This window comes from Anatilimnocola floriformis (genome assembly GCF_024256385.1).
GTDB classification, from domain to species: Bacteria; Planctomycetota; Planctomycetia; order Pirellulales; family Pirellulaceae; genus Anatilimnocola; species Anatilimnocola floriformis.
This window is the reverse complement of record NZ_JAMLFW010000001.1, coordinates 3,959,210-3,974,936: the sequence shown is the minus strand read 5'-3', so window position 1 is coordinate 3,974,936 and position 15,727 is coordinate 3,959,210. Positions and strand designations below refer to the sequence as shown.

19 protein-coding genes are annotated in these 15,727 nt (G+C 57.1%); 7 read left to right on the top strand and 12 right to left on the bottom strand.

Features of this window, described 5'->3' with window-relative positions; genetic code table 11:
* The first annotated feature begins 2 nt into the window (after positions 1-2).
* Entirely contained in the window at positions 3-887 is an 885-nt protein-coding gene (locus M9Q49_RS15280) for an ATP-grasp domain-containing protein (protein ID WP_254509657.1), read from the top strand.
* Positions 888-907: 20 nt separating this feature from the next.
* Here M9Q49_RS15280 and M9Q49_RS15275 read toward each other — a convergent pair whose 3' ends face one another.
* Positions 908-1,642 carry a DUF4198 domain-containing protein gene (locus M9Q49_RS15275; RefSeq protein ID WP_254509656.1) on the bottom strand — a complete coding sequence of 245 codons (735 nt, stop codon included), beginning with the start codon at positions 1,640-1,642 and terminating at the stop codon, positions 908-910.
* Positions 1,643-1,993: 351 nt separating this feature from the next.
* Between M9Q49_RS15275 and M9Q49_RS15270 the strand changes: the two genes are divergently transcribed.
* On the top strand, positions 1,994-2,155 hold the full coding sequence (locus M9Q49_RS15270) for a hypothetical protein (protein WP_254509655.1): 162 nt from the start codon (positions 1,994-1,996) through the stop codon (positions 2,153-2,155).
* Between the two features lie 112 nt (positions 2,156-2,267).
* The gene (locus M9Q49_RS15265) at positions 2,268-2,879 is read left to right on the top strand and encodes an NUDIX domain-containing protein (RefSeq protein WP_254509654.1); all 612 of its coding nucleotides are present in this window, start codon (positions 2,268-2,270) and stop codon (positions 2,877-2,879) included.
* Positions 2,880-3,051: 172 nt separating this feature from the next.
* Here M9Q49_RS15265 and M9Q49_RS15260 read toward each other — a convergent pair whose 3' ends face one another.
* Complete coding sequence (locus tag M9Q49_RS15260; protein ID WP_254509652.1) at positions 3,052-4,035, bottom strand: 3-keto-disaccharide hydrolase; 984 nt, start codon at positions 4,033-4,035, stop codon at positions 3,052-3,054.
* A 125-nt stretch (positions 4,036-4,160) separates the two neighbouring features.
* Positions 4,161-5,705, bottom strand: a complete 1,545-nt coding sequence (locus tag M9Q49_RS15255) for a 2-isopropylmalate synthase (RefSeq protein ID WP_254509649.1) — start codon at positions 5,703-5,705, stop codon at positions 4,161-4,163.
* A gap of 506 nt (positions 5,706-6,211) precedes the next feature.
* On the opposite strand from M9Q49_RS15255, the gene M9Q49_RS15250 reads away from it, so the two are divergent.
* From M9Q49_RS15250 to M9Q49_RS15240, 3 genes are all read left to right on the top strand, one after another.
* Positions 6,212-6,850, top strand: coding sequence for a hypothetical protein (locus tag M9Q49_RS15250; RefSeq protein WP_254509647.1), 639 nt, complete (start codon positions 6,212-6,214; stop codon positions 6,848-6,850).
* A gap of 121 nt (positions 6,851-6,971) precedes the next feature.
* Positions 6,972-7,808 carry a hypothetical protein gene (locus tag M9Q49_RS15245; protein WP_254509645.1) on the top strand — a complete coding sequence of 279 codons (837 nt, stop codon included), beginning with the start codon at positions 6,972-6,974 and terminating at the stop codon, positions 7,806-7,808.
* Between the two features lie 90 nt (positions 7,809-7,898).
* Positions 7,899-8,888 carry an RluA family pseudouridine synthase gene (locus M9Q49_RS15240; protein ID WP_254509644.1) on the top strand — a complete coding sequence of 330 codons (990 nt, stop codon included), beginning with the start codon at positions 7,899-7,901 and terminating at the stop codon, positions 8,886-8,888.
* A gap of 562 nt (positions 8,889-9,450) precedes the next feature.
* On the opposite strand, the gene M9Q49_RS15235 is transcribed toward M9Q49_RS15240, so the two are convergent.
* The 9 genes from M9Q49_RS15235 to M9Q49_RS15195 form a co-directional block, all read right to left on the bottom strand.
* Complete coding sequence (locus tag M9Q49_RS15235; RefSeq protein WP_254509643.1) at positions 9,451-10,533, bottom strand: peptidoglycan-binding domain-containing protein; 1,083 nt, start codon at positions 10,531-10,533, stop codon at positions 9,451-9,453.
* 142 nt (positions 10,534-10,675) lie between these two features.
* On the bottom strand, positions 10,676-11,179 hold the full coding sequence (locus tag M9Q49_RS15230; RefSeq protein WP_254509642.1) for a hypothetical protein: 504 nt from the start codon (positions 11,177-11,179) through the stop codon (positions 10,676-10,678).
* Between the two features lie 50 nt (positions 11,180-11,229).
* Positions 11,230-11,619, bottom strand: coding sequence for a hypothetical protein (locus M9Q49_RS15225; RefSeq protein ID WP_254509640.1), 390 nt, complete (start codon positions 11,617-11,619; stop codon positions 11,230-11,232).
* Positions 11,620-11,626: 7 nt separating this feature from the next.
* Complete coding sequence (locus M9Q49_RS15220) at positions 11,627-12,115, bottom strand: TspO/MBR family protein (protein ID WP_254509639.1); 489 nt, start codon at positions 12,113-12,115, stop codon at positions 11,627-11,629.
* A 70-nt stretch (positions 12,116-12,185) separates the two neighbouring features.
* A complete protein-coding gene (locus M9Q49_RS15215) occupies positions 12,186-12,530 on the bottom strand; it encodes a hypothetical protein (RefSeq protein WP_254509638.1) in 345 nt (114 codons plus the stop codon).
* On the bottom strand, positions 12,527-12,709 hold the full coding sequence (locus M9Q49_RS15210) for a hypothetical protein (RefSeq protein ID WP_254509636.1): 183 nt from the start codon (positions 12,707-12,709) through the stop codon (positions 12,527-12,529). The genes M9Q49_RS15215 and M9Q49_RS15210 overlap by 4 nt, the downstream gene beginning before the upstream one ends.
* Positions 12,710-12,820: 111 nt before the next feature.
* Entirely contained in the window at positions 12,821-13,225 is a 405-nt protein-coding gene (locus M9Q49_RS15205) for a hypothetical protein (RefSeq protein WP_254509634.1), read from the bottom strand.
* A gap of 28 nt (positions 13,226-13,253) precedes the next feature.
* Positions 13,254-13,763, bottom strand: a complete 510-nt coding sequence (locus M9Q49_RS15200; RefSeq protein ID WP_254509632.1) for a hypothetical protein — start codon at positions 13,761-13,763, stop codon at positions 13,254-13,256.
* A gap of 468 nt (positions 13,764-14,231) precedes the next feature.
* Entirely contained in the window at positions 14,232-14,726 is a 495-nt protein-coding gene (locus M9Q49_RS15195; protein ID WP_254509631.1) for a hypothetical protein, read from the bottom strand.
* A gap of 52 nt (positions 14,727-14,778) precedes the next feature.
* Between M9Q49_RS15195 and M9Q49_RS15190 the strand changes: the two genes are divergently transcribed.
* Positions 14,779-15,672: a DUF58 domain-containing protein gene (locus M9Q49_RS15190; RefSeq protein ID WP_254509630.1), complete on the top strand. Its 894-nt coding sequence runs from the start codon at positions 14,779-14,781 to the stop codon at positions 15,670-15,672.
* Positions 15,673-15,727 lie beyond the last annotated feature (55 nt).

Here is a 15,727-nt window from a genome sequence, read left to right as displayed (position 1 = left end):
AAATGCACTTCGCCGTTCTCGCCGCTCCCGACAGTTGGTATGCCCGCGACTTGCAGCGGGCGGCCGGGAGTCGGCATGAACTAACGATCGCCGCATTCAGCGAAATCGCCGCGACGATCGAGCGCGACGGCGAACTGCGGGTCACCAGCGGTGAACTCAATCTCTCAGCCTGCGAAGCCATCCTCGTTCGCACCATGCCGCCGGGGAGTCTCGAGCAAGTTGTCTTTCGCATGGATTGCCTCGCCCGTTACGAAGCGGCCGGCGGCGTGGCGATTAATCCAGCTCGCGCAGTGGAAGCTGCCGTCGACAAATTTCTGACCAGCGCCAAACTTTCCGCCGCCGGTCTGCTCACGCCGCGAACAATCGCCTGCCAGACGTGGGAAGCCGCGATGGCAGCCTTTGCGGAACTCGGCGGCGATGTGGTGCTCAAGCCGCTCTTCGGCAGCGAGGGCCGCGGCTTGATTCGGCTGCAAGATGAAAACCTCGCTGTACGGGCCTTCAAGATGCTCACGCAACTCGGTGCGATTCTGTATCTGCAGGAATTCATTCCGCACGAGGGCGAGGATTGGCGGCTGCTCGTTCTCGGCGAGCAAGTCCACGGCATGCGGCGGCAGAATCCGCACGACTGGCGGACGAATGTCAGCCGAGGCGCGACGACGGCACCGCTGATGGTTACTACTGAACTAAGAGAACTTGCGCACCGCGCGGCAGCAGCGGTTCATGCACCGTTTGCGGGAGTTGATTTGTTGCCAGGCCGCGATGGCAATCTCTACGTGATTGAGGTCAATGCGGTTCCCGGCTGGAAAGCGCTGGCGCGGACTCTGGATGTGGACATCGCGCGCCAGGTAATCGATTTCACAACGGCCACGGTTCGCAGCCGTTCGTAGTCGAGTCGCTCACGTGCCGCTTACTTCGTGGCAGCAGTTTCGGCCTTCACTTCGCCGTTCTTCAGCACCAGCGTGGTGTAGTGGCGTTCGAAGGGAAACTCCTTCTCGCCACGCTTGCCGGCCACGTCGTTCTGGTGACGAGCGCGGATCTGCCAAAGCCCCTTTTGATTGGCCTTGAACTTCACCTTGCCGTTGTCGTCGGTGAACTGTTCGGTTTCCTTCTCGTATTTGTCCGGCGTCCAGATCATCACTTGGGCCTTGGCGGCCGGCTTACCGTTGAAGAGAACCTGCAGTTCGCCTTCTTCACCGTTGATGGTCGGCACGATGTCGAGCTTCATCGATTCGACGCGAGCGTAATTCTTCAGCAATTCCGGCTCGGTCGCATCAATGTGCTTGGCGTGATAGACGAGCAAGTAGTGATCCTTGCCGCGCGAGGAAATGCCGTATTCGCAGGTCGCAGTGTAAGCCTTCTTCGGGCCCTCAGCGGCGGCAGTCCACGTGCCGTTTTCGCCTTTGATTTCTTTTTCGAGCGTCACTTCAACCGGAGCCTTGCCCGGCTCGTGTGCCCAAACTTTGGTGTGCTTCACGTTATCTAGCAGATTGGCTTCGCAGGCGATGGCGTCTTCGCCAAAAAGGATGTGCACGGCAGGTTTGCCGGCGGCGTTGGGAGCCGTTGCGATCCATACAAAGTGGGCCCAGGCCGGTGCTGCCAGCAGGCTGAAAATCGTGAGAGCCAGGAACGCGGATTTCTTCATACAAGCCTCGTGCGCGGGGATGCGCAATTGAACGGAAAGAAGCATGCTCTCGGAACCAAAGCTGGCAGGATTGCTGGCGAGGCAAAAGAGTTGAGAACGATTCTCAAGTGATCAAGTTAACGGACGATCGCGCCGGCGAAAAGAGCCACGCCCTAAGTACTGCGTTGTCGACGCATTGTCGATTGATGCGGCCAATGACTGATTTGATTCAAACAAAGCGGTAGCGCTTGACCACCAGCGATCTTTCCGATAGTTAATGGATAGCAACCGCTGCTGGCAGGGAGTTGGGCGAACTGCCGCCGCGGATTTCATTTCGAACACATCGTTCGCCCGTCGCTAAGGATTGTGATTGTGACCATTACGCGCCTCGGATCGAACCCCAAGTTGGCCTCTGGTTGGGACGCTGCTTTCTCCGGCAAGAAGACCACCGCGAAGAAAGATGACGCGCCGGCTGGTAAGAAGGCGGCTCCAAAGAAAGCCGCTCCGGCCAAGAAAGCCAAGGGCAAGAAGTAGTTCAGCTTTCGCAGGCGCGAAAGACGACTCTCAAGGCCCCTTTTCCTGTGCTCCTTCATCGACGATGATTTGCCGCGGAGACTTCCGCTAGCAATTTGCAAGGAGCAGTCCGATGTCGATGGTGGCCGTGGAACATGTCCTGGTGGTGCCGACCGCTGAATTTCATCGCTTGGGGCATTTTCAGGGCTTTTCGTCCGACATCGCGCGGTACTTGCCGCAGTTGCTCGAGCCGGCCAACGTCAGCTACCGGCCGCGGCCTGAGATGGAAAAGGATCCCAGCTTCAAACAGCTGATTCCGTACGTCATCTTCCGCCATCAGCGAGCCGACGGCACGGTCACTGTCTTCTGCTACACGCGCGGCAAAGGCCAAGGCGAAAGCCGGCTGCACGCCAAGCGGAGCATCGGCATCGGCGGGCACATCTCGTCGGATGATTCGAACTGCCAGAATCCGTACGAAGAAGGCATGCGCCGCGAACTGCTCGAAGAAGTACACATCGACACGCAGTACGACGGCCATCTGGTCGGCCTGATCAACGACGACGAAAGCGAAGTGGGCAAAGTCCACCTCGGCTTGGTTCACATCTTCGATGTCGCCGAACCAAACGTGCAGCCGCGCGAAGACGACATTTGCGAAACGGGCTTCGTGCCGGTGAAAGAACTGCTGGCCGACCCGGCGCGGTTCGAAACGTGGTCGCAGATTTGTTTGAAGGCGCTGTTTACTTAATCGCTGCGATTCAATGTGGCAGTGCGGCGAGGGTGATCAGAATTCGCGTCTTCGCCGCTTCTAGTTGTACTGCCGCACGACAAGCACCAAGAGTTCACTCGCTGCTCGCCGTCGGCTTACGCCTGGGGCTACCTGATACGCAGCGAGTGATTTTGCTGTCCGGCACGACGGACTACTTCTTCTCAACCACCCAGATGTTCTTATAGCGTACTGGGTTGCCGTGGTTCTGCAGATAAACCGGGCCCGGTTCTGGACCGGGCTTCACGGGGGCTGCCGTGGTGTTGCGATCGGTCGGCAGGGCCACGTCCTTGTGAATCACCACGCCGTTGTGCTCGACGGTGATTTTCGGCGGCGAGATAGCTTTGCCCGATTCGTCATACTTGGCCGCGGTGTAATCGATGTCGTAGGTCTGCCAGGCCAGCGGCGGGAAGCACATGTTGATATCGCAATCCTTCACCGTGTACAAGCCGCCGCATTCGTTCATTTTGCCTTCGAGGCCGAATGAATCGAGCATCTGCACTTCGTAACGGCCTTGCATATACACGCCGCTGTTGCCGCGACCTTGGCCGCGATCTTCGGGCTGATAAGGCGTGCGGAATTCGATGTGCAGTTTGTAGCTACCGAACTTTTGCTTGCTCGTCGAACCTTCGAGCAACAAGCCGTCGTCACTGACCTTCCCACCTTCAAAAGCAGCGGCGCTCTTGCCGTCGAACAGGACCACGGCCCCTTCTGGCGGCTTGGCGCCGAGGGTTGGGCTGCTGCGATTCACCTTGCTGAGTTTGCCCAGCTCTTGCTCGGCTGCGACGATCTTCAGCACGCCATCCTTGATGACGCCTTTGCCGCCGTCCTTTTCAAACGTGACCGCGCCGTCCTTGAGTTCGCCTTCGGCTTCGACTTTCTCTTGCTTATTCCAGCCGTCGCCAGGCAAGCCGCCGGGATAGCCGACTGCTTTGAACTTGCCGCCGCCGAGGGCGATCACTTGCACGCCGACTTCCACCTCGTTGCCCGAGTCGTCCTTGATCTTGCCGGCATATTCACCTTGAATGGCAAAATCTTTGTCGGTCTTTTCCGGATCGGTATAGGTCGGCCCGGCTACGGCGACAGTCGCCAGCAACAAACCGCCGAGAAGTGCGGCAAAAGTAAAGAAGCGAGACATACGCAGAAATCTCCCGTTGAATGAGTAGTCAAAGACGTGCCCATTTTGGACGGGAGATATGCGAGGAACAAGCAGCCACGGCGAAATCCGCCGCGGCTTGAAGTTCAGTCAATAGTGACGTCGGCTTAATCCACGCGCCGCGTCGTGCTCCCTTGGCCCTGCACGATGCGGTTCACGGCGGCGAGAATTGCCTGCACCGTCGCTTCGACGGTGTCGGTCGAGACGCCGCGGCCACGGAACTTTTGGCCCTGGTGCTCTACGGTCAGTGTGACTTCGCCGAGCGCATCGTGGCCGAGCGTGGCGCTGCGAACCTGATACTCGACGCATTTCACTTTCACGCCAGTGATTCGTTCCGTGGCGAGAAACGCCGCGTCGATCGGGCCGTCGCCATCGGTCATTGTGGCCGATGTTTCCTTACCGCCGCGGCTGAGTGTGAGCGAAACTTGCGGTTTGCGGCCGGTGCCGCAGGCAACTTCAAAGGTCACCAGGTGCCATTCTTCTTGTGACGTAGCGCCGTGCAACTGATGCTCGATCAGCGCAATAATGTCGCCGTCGTAGACTTCCTTTTTCTTGTCGGCGAGTTTCTTGAACTCGTCAAACACGGGCTGCAGCTGATCGGGCGTCAACACATAACCCAGCGACTTCGCGCGATCCGACAAGGCAGCCCGGCCGCTATGTTTGCCCAGCACGAGATCGGTCTTTTGAAAGCCGACATCTTCGGGCCGCATGATTTCATAGGTGGTCCGTTCTTTCAGCATGCCGTCTTGATGGATGCCCGCTTCGTGAGCAAACGCATTGCGACCGACGATGGCTTTATTGCGTTGCACTTGCAGGCCAGTGATCGACGACAACTGCCGACTGGTCGGCACCAGTCGCGGCGTGATGATGCGCGTCGTGGCTTGGTAGTAGTCCTCGCGCGTCTTCAACGCCATGACGACTTCCTCGAGCGAGCAATTGCCCGCCCGCTCGCCGATGCCGTTGATGGTGCATTCGATCTGGCCAGCGCCGTTCTCGACCGCAGCCAGGCTATTCGCCACGGCCAGGCCAAGATCGTTGTGGCAGTGCGTGCTGATCACTGCCTTGTCGATGTTCGGCACGCGGTTCTTCAGCATGGCGATGACGCTGCCATATTCCTGCGGTGTGGCATAGCCAACCGTGTCAGGAATATTGACCGTCGTCGCGCCGGCATTGATGGCGGCTTCGACCACCTGGCAGAGAAAATCGCGTTCGGTACGCGCCGCGTCTTCAGGTGAGAACTCGATGTCGTCGCACACTTTTTTGCCACGCGTCACACCGTTGATCGCGCGCTGAATGATCTCTTCCCGCGTCATCTTGAGTTTGAACTCGCGATGAATGGCGCTGGTGGCCAGGAAGATATGAATCCGCTTGTCGGCGGCGCCCTTCACGGCTTCCCAAGCGCGATCGATATCCTGATCGTTGCAACGAGCGAGGCCGCAGATCGTGGCGCCGCTGATCGACTTCGCGATTTCGCGCACCGACTCGAAGTCGCCGGGCGAAGCAATGGGAAAACCGGCTTCGATAATGTCGACGCCGAGTTCGACGAGGGCGGCGGCCAGTTCCAGTTTTTCTTGCAGGTTCATGCTGCAGCCCGGCGATTGCTCGCCGTCGCGCAGCGTCGTGTCAAAGATTTTGATGGTCCGGAGAGACATAGCATTCCTCTGGTGAGACAAAGCTCACAATCACAAACAATGTTGATACGTTCAGCATACTCCTTGCAGAGCAGTCGTGGACTGCTGCCGGCCTCACGCCGGCCCGACAAGGAGGAGCCGCCCGCGGCAACCGCTGGGCTCGCACGTTTCACTGTTTGTTAAGGAATTGCTCACTAGATCACCACTGCCAACTCGCCGACAAAGTCACAGACCAAGACAACAAAAAACCCCGCAGGTTCAGGCTGCGGGGTGAAGTTGCCACTGATATTCGCGTTGCGCTTCGTTTAGCTGCGCTACCGCACCCCGATACACTTGCCCGTGGCAAGCGCGAGAAGGTTGTCTAGAAGTAGGGCGGTTGGTTGCATGATTTGACTCTACTATCGCCCTGCCAAATGGTCAAGGTCGACGCGGTTTTCTCACTCCGTTCTGTTATCGGCCGATGCGGGCTGCGGTCTGAGACTGGCGAGCGATTTCGCTCGATATTCCCTGTCATAAAGGATCGGCCGATGATTTGCAAAGCATGGTTGGGCATCGCGGGATTACTCTTGGCCGTTTCTGCGGCAGTGGCGGCAGACCCGGAGCAGGCGGCCAGCGAAGCCGAGCTGAAAGCGGTCGTCACGGCATCGTTCGAGGCCTGCCGCGAGGGGAAATGGGATGCCTACGCCAAGCTGATCGATCCGCGGGACCTCGCCGATTTCAAAATGAAGCTGCGGCCGGTGCTGCAGGCAGCGCCGATGAATCCAACCGCGCCCGGCAACGGCTTGCTCGATTTGTTCGATGGCGGCAAAGATCTGAAAACCATCGCCGGTTGGCAGCCGCAGGAGTTCTTTGCCCGCTTCATGCGGGGCACTACAGCGAACACGCCCATCGGCATGAATTACTCCGGTTTGAAGTACAAAATCATCGGCATCGTCAACGAATCGGCCGACCAGGCCCACGCAGTGGTCCGCGTCGAGAAAACGATGATGACGCTGAAGATCACGCGCATGGAAGTGGTCTCGCTCCGTCGAATCGCCGCCGCCGACTGGCGGATCACCATGCCGGAGGAACTCCGCGGCTTAGCCCAGACCCTCTCGGCCACCATGTTTGGCCCGGCGGTGCACACCGAATCTGTCGAGGGAGTCGCGCTACCTGAAAAGCCCTAAATCGGCCTGCCCGGGGCGAATCGTGACAGTGAACGGCATTGACGCTATTTGCAGGCCAGTTCTATACTTGCGGTTTGGTTACGACTCGGATTGACCCACGGGCGATAGACGGAATTTCGCGATGAAGTCTGAAAAACGACACGAACTGCAGAAGAATGAGCTCGCCGACTGGATTGGCAGCAATGCCGGATCCGCGGGAGATTACTTTTGGCCAGTCGCCGGCGGCATCATCGTCGCCTTTGCAGCCGCCATCGGCATCGCCTGGTATCTGAGCAATCGCGACTCCGCCTCGGCTGCCGCTTGGGATAAGTACTACCAGGCATTCAGCGAGCGTGAACGCGAACCGGCTTTGAAAGATGTCGTCACCAACGAGCCCAACTCGCTGGCCGCTCTGTGGGCGAAGCAAAGCTATGCCGACATGACCCGCTCGAAGGGCGCTAACCTGATGTTCGTCGAGCGCGCCGACGGCGAAACGAAACTCAAGGAAGCCGAAGAAGCCTACAAGGAAATCCTCGCGAAAGCTCGCGATCCGTTCCTGGTGACCCGCGCTCAGTTCGGCATGGCCCGCACGCAGGAATCGCTCTGCCGGCCCGAACGGGCTCGCGAGTATTACGAGATGGTTGTGAAGAGTGAAAAGGATTCCTCTGGCAACCTGACTGCCCTCGGCAAGGCCGCCGATCGCGAAGCCAAACGCTTGGCCCGTAAGGATCAGGTCGAGCTGATTGCCTGGTTTGCCACGCAACAGCCGAAGAAGCCAGCCCCGACCGGTGGCCATGGCATCCCTGGTTTGCCGCCGCTGAACGTGCCGACCGATTTGCCGGAACGGCCCGACTTCAGCATTCCGGGTGGCTTGAATCTGGACTCCGTTGCGCCACCTCCAGCGACTGCTCCAGGTGGAATCGAGTTCCCGAAGCCGGCCGATGCACCGGCCACGCCGAAGGAAGAAGCCAAACCGTAAGGCGGACCACTGGTCAGTCTTTGAATGGTTGGATTTTGTGTCGCATTTGGACGGATCACTTGTCCGTCCTACGAGTTGAATTGTCCAACCATGTCCGCAGACGAGCTGAATGAAACGCCGCAAGAACTTGTCGTCGACGAAGTGGACAGCGGGGCGCGGCTCGATGCTTATCTAGCCAAGGTGTTTCCGAAATACAGCCGCATGCAACTGCGGCGAATTATCGGCGCCGGCGGTGTGCGCGTGAACAATGCCGGGACAAAGGTTTCGCATCGGCTGCATACGGGCAATCGCGTCTCGATCTTTCTGCCGCAGATGCCCACCGCGGGACCGAACCCCGAGAACATTCCGCTGCACATCCTCTTCGAGGACGATCAACTGCTGGCCATCAACAAGCCGCCAGCCATGGTCGTGCATCCCTCGCGCGGCCATTGGTCCGGCACGCTGACGAGCGCGCTGGCCTTTCATTTCGATCAGCTCAGCACGGCCGGCGGCGCCCACCGGCCCGGCATCGTCCATCGGCTCGACCGCGACACGAGCGGCGTGATGGTGGTGGCGAAAAACGACACCTGCCACTTCGCCCTCGCCGAACAGTTCGCCGATCGCACCACGGCCAAGGAATACATCGCCATCACCGTCGGCGCTCCCGACCGCGATCGCGACATGATCGACAAGCCGATCGGCATTCATCCTTATCAGCGCGAAAAAATGGCCATCCGCAGCGGCCATGAAACGAGCCGCGAAGCGCAAACCTTCTACGAAGTGCAGGAGCGCTTCCGCGGATTCGCCATCGTCAAGATGCTGCCGAAAACCGGCCGCACGCACCAGATCCGCGTCCACCTCTCCCACATCGGCCACCCAGTCCTCTGCGACCGCCTTTACGGCGGCCGCGCCGATATCAAACGGGGCGAATTCAGCGGCGACCTGACCGACCAGGAAATCGTCCTCGGCCGGCAAGCGTTGCACGCTCATCGAATTCAGATCAGACACCCGATCAGCAAAGAGCTGATGGAATTCGTCGCGCCGATTCCCGCCGACATGCAGGGGACGATTGATGTGCTGCGCGAGTTGCGAAAGCGCTAATCCAGTGTCGTCATCGCGTAGTGCGCCACGCGGAGCATGGCGTCTACACTGGCGACATCTTTTCGCGCAATACCTACCACACTGTCAATGATCTCGGTACTTCTTCTTAGACAATTGCGCACGGACAACTTAGGTCCTGGCGCTGATTCCGGGAGGGCGAGGCTCCTGCCGAGCCGCGCCGGTCGAAAGCAGTCGCTGGCGGCCTTCGCAATTCCACCTCGGCGGCAGCCTCGCCCTCCCACCCCCCTTTCATACCCCCAGAATGTAACAGGTGATACGAAAATAAAATTGCGATGCAACCTGGTGCTGAGAAAAGACTTAATAGCAAATATTGCGGCAATATCGCACTCCAGATATTCCACTTTATTGCCGCCAATTCAGGTGGTCGGTGGCGAACGTAATCAGACCCAGATTCTCCAGCTCATTCACGTCCGCGACCATCAAGGTCGGCTTGCGAAACGACCATCCGGTTGACCAAAGACACGCGAGCGCGGACAGCTTAGGTCCGGCGTAGGTTCGCCATTCCGCCTACCGAAAGTTGACTTGGAAGGCAGCCCAAAACTCAATCTGTATCCAGCCGTTTAAATCCCGCGATCATCGCAAAGAAGGCGTAGTGTTCGGGGCTGCGCAGCTTGGCTTCGGGAGTGATTTTGTCCAACTTGTCCTTGGCTCCTTTGAGAAACTGTCCGCCCTTGGGCACGCCATGATCGTGAGAGATCAAGATCGGTTGACCGCTGACGAAGTGAGCCAGCTCGTGCACCATCGTGGAAATTTGAAACAGCTCATTCTCCTTCATCAACGCATCGCAGATGTAGATGCGATCGGCCGGAACGCCGAGGCCTTTGAGTTTCGTCTTCGACGACTTGAGAAAGGCGCCGCCCGCCGAGGTATAGGCAAAGGCCACCTTTTCCTGCGAGACCAGCGTGTTCGGCACGAACAGTAGCGGGGCAATCAACGGATCGGTCTCGAAGCTACGATTGAGAGCGACATTCATGTTAAAGAAGACGCGGCGGATGTTCTCGAATCCGGGCCGCGGATTCTTGTGCTTGTCGAGGCTAAAGACGTCGATGAGCAACTTCACGGCGCTGCGGGCATTGGCCTGGAAAGGGCCCGTGGGGATGACGAGCTTTTCGTTGCTTTTGACGAATTGATCAGCCGAGTTGAGCTTGAACGTCGCGGCTGCAATCACGATCCGCACCTTGGGCTCTAGCAAGGGGATCGCGATCAGCGTCTTCGCGCTGGGTTGTTGAGTTTGCTGCGGGCCACTCCCCTTTTTCGCTCCTTCGACTTCGCACACTCCGCTGGCCGACATTCCCACAAACGCGACTTCACCTCCTCCATCGTCACCCGCTGGTGGCAACTCCTCGTCGAGCGCCTTCATCGTCATAATGCCGACGATGTTGTCGGCTTCATTCTGATAAGTGTGGTTGATGATCCCGCGTTTCTGTTTGTAGGCGAGCACGGCATTCGCCGTTTTTTGCCCATAGATGCCGTCGGGATTGAGGCCGGCATTGTCGAGCTGATTGAGCGCGAGCTGAATCTTTTTCACATGCTCGCCCCGATCGCCTGGCACGATGTGACCGGGATTGGAATCGGCTGCCGCTTGGAGCCTGGTGTCTCCCCGGAAAAGCTGCGACTTAAGCATGTGGGCTCCTCAACTTCCGTAATCGCATTCCTTCGACGCCGACAGGTGAACTCTGTTCGTCGAATATGTCACAAGAACGCGGGTGAGTACATCCTCACGCCGATTGCGGCGGATATGTAACCCAACACGTTCGTTTCGTTCGTTAGTCATAGGGCCGAAAGATTCGCCACCATTGCACCAGCAGCACGCTGAACACGCCGGGGAGCACGCACTTGTGCAGAGTATCGAAACGTTTGGCAGTTTCTTCAGCCATCGCAGCGACGCCGTCAGCGGCGGAATTGGATGGACCAAGGTAGCCACTAATCGCTGTAATCAGGCCGATGGCGAGCACAGCCAGTAGTGCCAGGAAATGAAGAATCACCATTGAAGACGGACGCCGCCAATTTCTTTCCAAAACGACGCCAGCCGCAAATGGGACTGCCAGCCAGAGAAAAATGACGATCGCATGCCCCGACCAGCGATGAAGATCGACATGAGGAACCAAGTTGCGAACGAGGCCCGTCAGCAGCAGCCAACAGACACCAGCGCCAGCGACGATTGGCAGAATCCTCGCCATCTTGCGAGCGAGTTCGCTCGAGTGATGCGCAAACACCCAGCCGACAGCAGCTACTCCGAAGAACAACAATCCTCGTATTGCATCCGGCATTCGTGAACCACCTCATGAATCGCTCTTCAGCGCGCTCAATGTGAGCGCCGTCAGGCCGAGTGTTTTTCAAACTCGGCTTTCAGCAGACTTTCCGCGACACGCAACGCCATCAGCCTGTTGCGTTGCAATGTATGTTGGGAAGTCCCGGGCGTGAACTTTCCCTCGGTCACCTCGACCTTTTCGATTATCCTGGCCAACGTGGCAAGCGACTCTTCCAGATCACTCGCTGTGAAGTCAGCTGTGCTATTTCGGTCTTGCTGCAAAAGTGCCGCGGCGATGTGCAGGGCTCGCAGGTTGTCGCGCAGCATATTGTGTTGCCAGCTTCCTGATTTCAGTTTCAGCTGGGCTTTCTCCGACTTGCTGATTAGCGACGCAAGAGGTGCACGTGCTTCTTGAAGATCACTCGTTGAGATTTGCACCTTGGAATCGGTTGGTTGCATCAGCTCACTACCCCAAAACCTGCGGATTGAGTTGCCACATCGCGTAGTTGAGGACCGTAGCGAAGCTGACCCACAGCAGGTACGGAATGAGCAGCGCGCCGGCCAGCGGCTTGATACGCCAGAACATGATCAGCGTGACGACAATCAGAGTCCAAAGCAGCAAAATATCGGCGAAGGAAATCGCGCCCAAATGCCAAGCAAAAAAGAGCCAACTCCAAATCGCGTTCACGGCTAATTGAAGGAAGAACAACGTGAGCGCCAAGCGCGCCCCGCGAAGACCATCGACCCGCCAAATCAACCAGGCCGCGATCGCCATCAGTGTGTAAAGGATCGTCCAAACCGGTCCGAACACATTCGCCGGTGGCGCCCAAGTAGGTCGTTGCAACTGCAGGTAAAACGGCCCCGCGTTGACGGACGCCGTAGCACCGATCGCAGCTGCGATGAAGCTGACGATTAGCCAGGCAACTAACCCCACAACCTGCTTACTCTTTGACATAGCCACGATTGACTCCTGCTGCGGCTGCAATATTCACCAACCGGACTTGAGAGCTCGACGCACCGCATTCCTACTTCAGCACCCGCATCGGTAATTTAGCAGCCAGGGATTGAAATCGATTGTCCCAGGCCAGCCAATCTACCAACGGCAGAACTCCGTACACCTGTAAGCCAGGCGGCTCGACCGATGCCCAGAGAAATGGTGGCGTATCCTCATCTTGGCCAAACCACCAGGGAATTTCGGGCTCGGGAAATCGCACGGTGCCGGGAAGATTGTCGTAGATGCGTGTGAGTTCCTGCCAATAGGGTTCACTGAAGCTGTCCCAATCAAGGCAGTAGATTCGCTCAACTTCGATGATGGCTGTAGCCTCATCGGTGAGCGAGGGTTCGAGATTGTCGTAATAGACGACGTTCATCTGCTCTTCGAAGCCACCCAGTAGTTTACCAGTTCTGCAGCGCAGTTACGGCTGTGAGCTTCGTCAAAGTGACTCAGCCCCATCGAGAGAGTGGCAAGCTCGCGCATGTACTTGACCAGGTCATCAACTGTCGCGCCACGATTCAGACCGTTGGACGAAACGAATAGCGTACGAATCATATTCATCATCGTTCCTGTCACCAATGACGCCGATCGGATCCCAGCGTCGCAGGACTGCCATTACCTGGAGATGTTGTTGTTTTTGCGACATGTTGAAATAGCTGGAGTGGCTCAGTCACTCCAGCTTTCATCAATAATGGCATGATCTTTGATGGTGTATTCCACGCCAATATCTCCCCACGACGCGCAGTTTGACCACGAAACTGAAAAAGCTCCGTCGTTGGCAAAATCCTTCACGTCGATCGAGTAGGTCTCGCCACTATCCAGTGTCGCATCACTCCACTCACTCAACCCGCTCCTCAGCTTGGTCCTCAATTCTGGCATCAACGTTTCTAGCGTGGACAGGATGGAATCAAGCTGCGTCTTCATAGGCATGATCAACACCGGCTCGAACGAACTGAACGCAGTACCACGGTAGGTGAACTCCCACCATTCGTCTTCGCGATGGAATGTGAACTCAATACCCTCGAAAGTAATCTTCGGGTTGAGCTTAGGTGTTTGAGAGAAAAGCCACATAGTGAGATGTCCGACCAAAGGTCCGCGGCTACTTCTGCTGCTTCTTGAATTTTTCGAAATGCGCCCAGACGGCATCGATATCCTTCAATTGCATCATGCCGGCGGTGTCGGTGTGTTCATCCATATCCACACTCATGGTGCGTAACTCATCGCCGAAGTACATGTACACCGTTCCCGAAATATCGGGCTCGCGGTAGATACCGTCATTCTGCCGAATGAGTGGAGTTGTCTTTGAATCGAAATCAACTCGTTTGTCGGCGAGCTTGACTTCTGGTGGGGTGTCGATGGGCCAAGTTTGGACGATGGCAAATGCCAACTTGTCCCCATTGCCAAAGTATCCATAGGTCGTGACCACTACATGGTCACCGGCTGAGAACGCAGTTCCGCTCTGCTGCAGACCTGTGTGAAATGGCGAGTCACAGCCAGCTAAAAGACACGCCACCAAAAAGGCGACGCAGGTCAGCATCACAATTAGCTTTCGATGGGCCATGTTTTTCAGGAGGTCGACAGGGGAGGCTGCGCGAATCGCTGCAGCCAAGTAGGTCAGGTCGGTACTCCGCCCTGACGATTTGCGGTGGAATCACCAATGTCGCTGCGTTCACGGTCTCTCGCTAAGTATCACCGCCCGAGAATTCAGCGTCCACTATTTGGACACTGTCGGCTGAATAACAAAAACCACACTCGGATTTTTTACCGAAATTCTTCCCGCATCGATATCAAGAACAAGATTGCGGCATCTGCAAGCGACAGCATGACTTGCCCCGGAATCTAATCGATCACCGCAGCTCCGACATTCATAAAATATTCCTGGTCCGATTGGGTTTGATGCTTGTGGGTTAAACTGAGTGCTCATCCCGCTATTCTATCTATCTCGGAACGACACGGTCGATCGGCCTTAAATATCAGATCTTGGATTGGTACGGGAAGTTCCTGTTGCATATCTCCGCCTGCGGGCTCTGCGTCGGCCATGTGGTTCTCCGGTTCACACGATGATGCTTCTGGCAAGTCAGAGTGAGCGAGCCTTGTTACGATCCGCGAGATCGATCGCTTCCGGAAAATACTGCCGAAACTGTTCGCTAATCGACGGATCGCGGCTGAGCAGCAGCGTGCTCGTTGCGTCCCAACACACAATTTCAAGTTCAGCGAGCGGATGCTGAATTCGCGGCTCTTCTACCCAAAAGTTTGGGTTGCCATCCGCGTACGGCTCAATTTCCAACCGCCCCAAATCAAGCGAGATGCTCGGCGAAAATCCCGACAGGACCGCCCAAATAAACTGCAGCTCGGACGTAGCAACCAGCTCGGTCAACTCGTCGCCAGTCAGCCAGTGCGGGCCGGGGGCAACCAGCGGATCGGAGAGGCCTTCATCGAGACTCAGCCGGAGACACTGCAAGTCTGTGATGAGCCAGTTGAAATGCCGTTGGCTGTTGTTGATGGCCTGGAATACCATCCGTAGGTCGGTGAAGTAACTCATCTTGCAGCGTCCTTCCAGAATCGTTTGCATTGCCGAGTCCTCCACCTGATTTGATTGTTCGCTTGCCAGTAAGATGACAGACATGGCCGTTGAAAAATATCTCAAACCCGAAGTCATCAATCAGATCAAGCGGCTTGATCTGCGCGCTCAGTTTGTCGTGAAGGGCTTTTTGCAGGGGTTGCATGCCAGCCCGTTTCATGGGTTTTCGGTCGAGTTCAGCGAGCATCGGCGGTATTCGACGGGCGACGATCCGAAGGATATCGATTGGCTGGTCTATGCCAAGACAGACAAGTACTACGTTAAAAAGTTCGAAGCCGAGACGAACATCACGGGCTATCTGGTGATGGACCTGAGCCAGTCGATGGGCTACACGCTGCGGCAGGATTTGACGAAGTTCGACTACGCGATCTGCCTGGCGGCGTCGCTCTGTTACCTGATGCTGATGCAGCAGGATCCCTGCGGGCTGATTACGTTCGACGAAAAGATTCGTGACTCCGTCGCGCCGAAGAGCAAGCGAACGCAGTTGGGCATTGTGCTGGCGTTGCTCGCGAAGCTGAAGCCGACCGGCGCGACGGACATTGCCAAGAGTTTGACGCAGGTCGCGGCGATGCTGCGGCACAAAAGTCTGGTGATGATCTTTAGCGATTTGCTGACCGATCCCGGGCCGGTGTTTCAATCGCTGCGACGGTTGCGGCATCGCGGCAACGACGTGATCTTGTTTCACATCCTCGACGAAGCCGAAGTGGCGTTTCCGTTCGAAGGGATGATCGAGTTCGAAGATCCCGAGACGAACGAAAAGGTGACAGTCGACGCTTCCGGCTATCGGAAAGAGTATCAGGACGAAATCTCGGCTTTCCGCGCGATGTACAAACAAGAGTGCTTTCAAACAGGCATCGATTACGTGCCGCTCGATACGAGCATGCAGTTTGATCGGGCGTTGCTGGAATATCTGCAAAGTCGGGGCGGGCGCGGGTGATGCTCGGCGATTGCTGAAATCGTTGGAGACGGAAGCGATGCGCGCCGAAATGCCG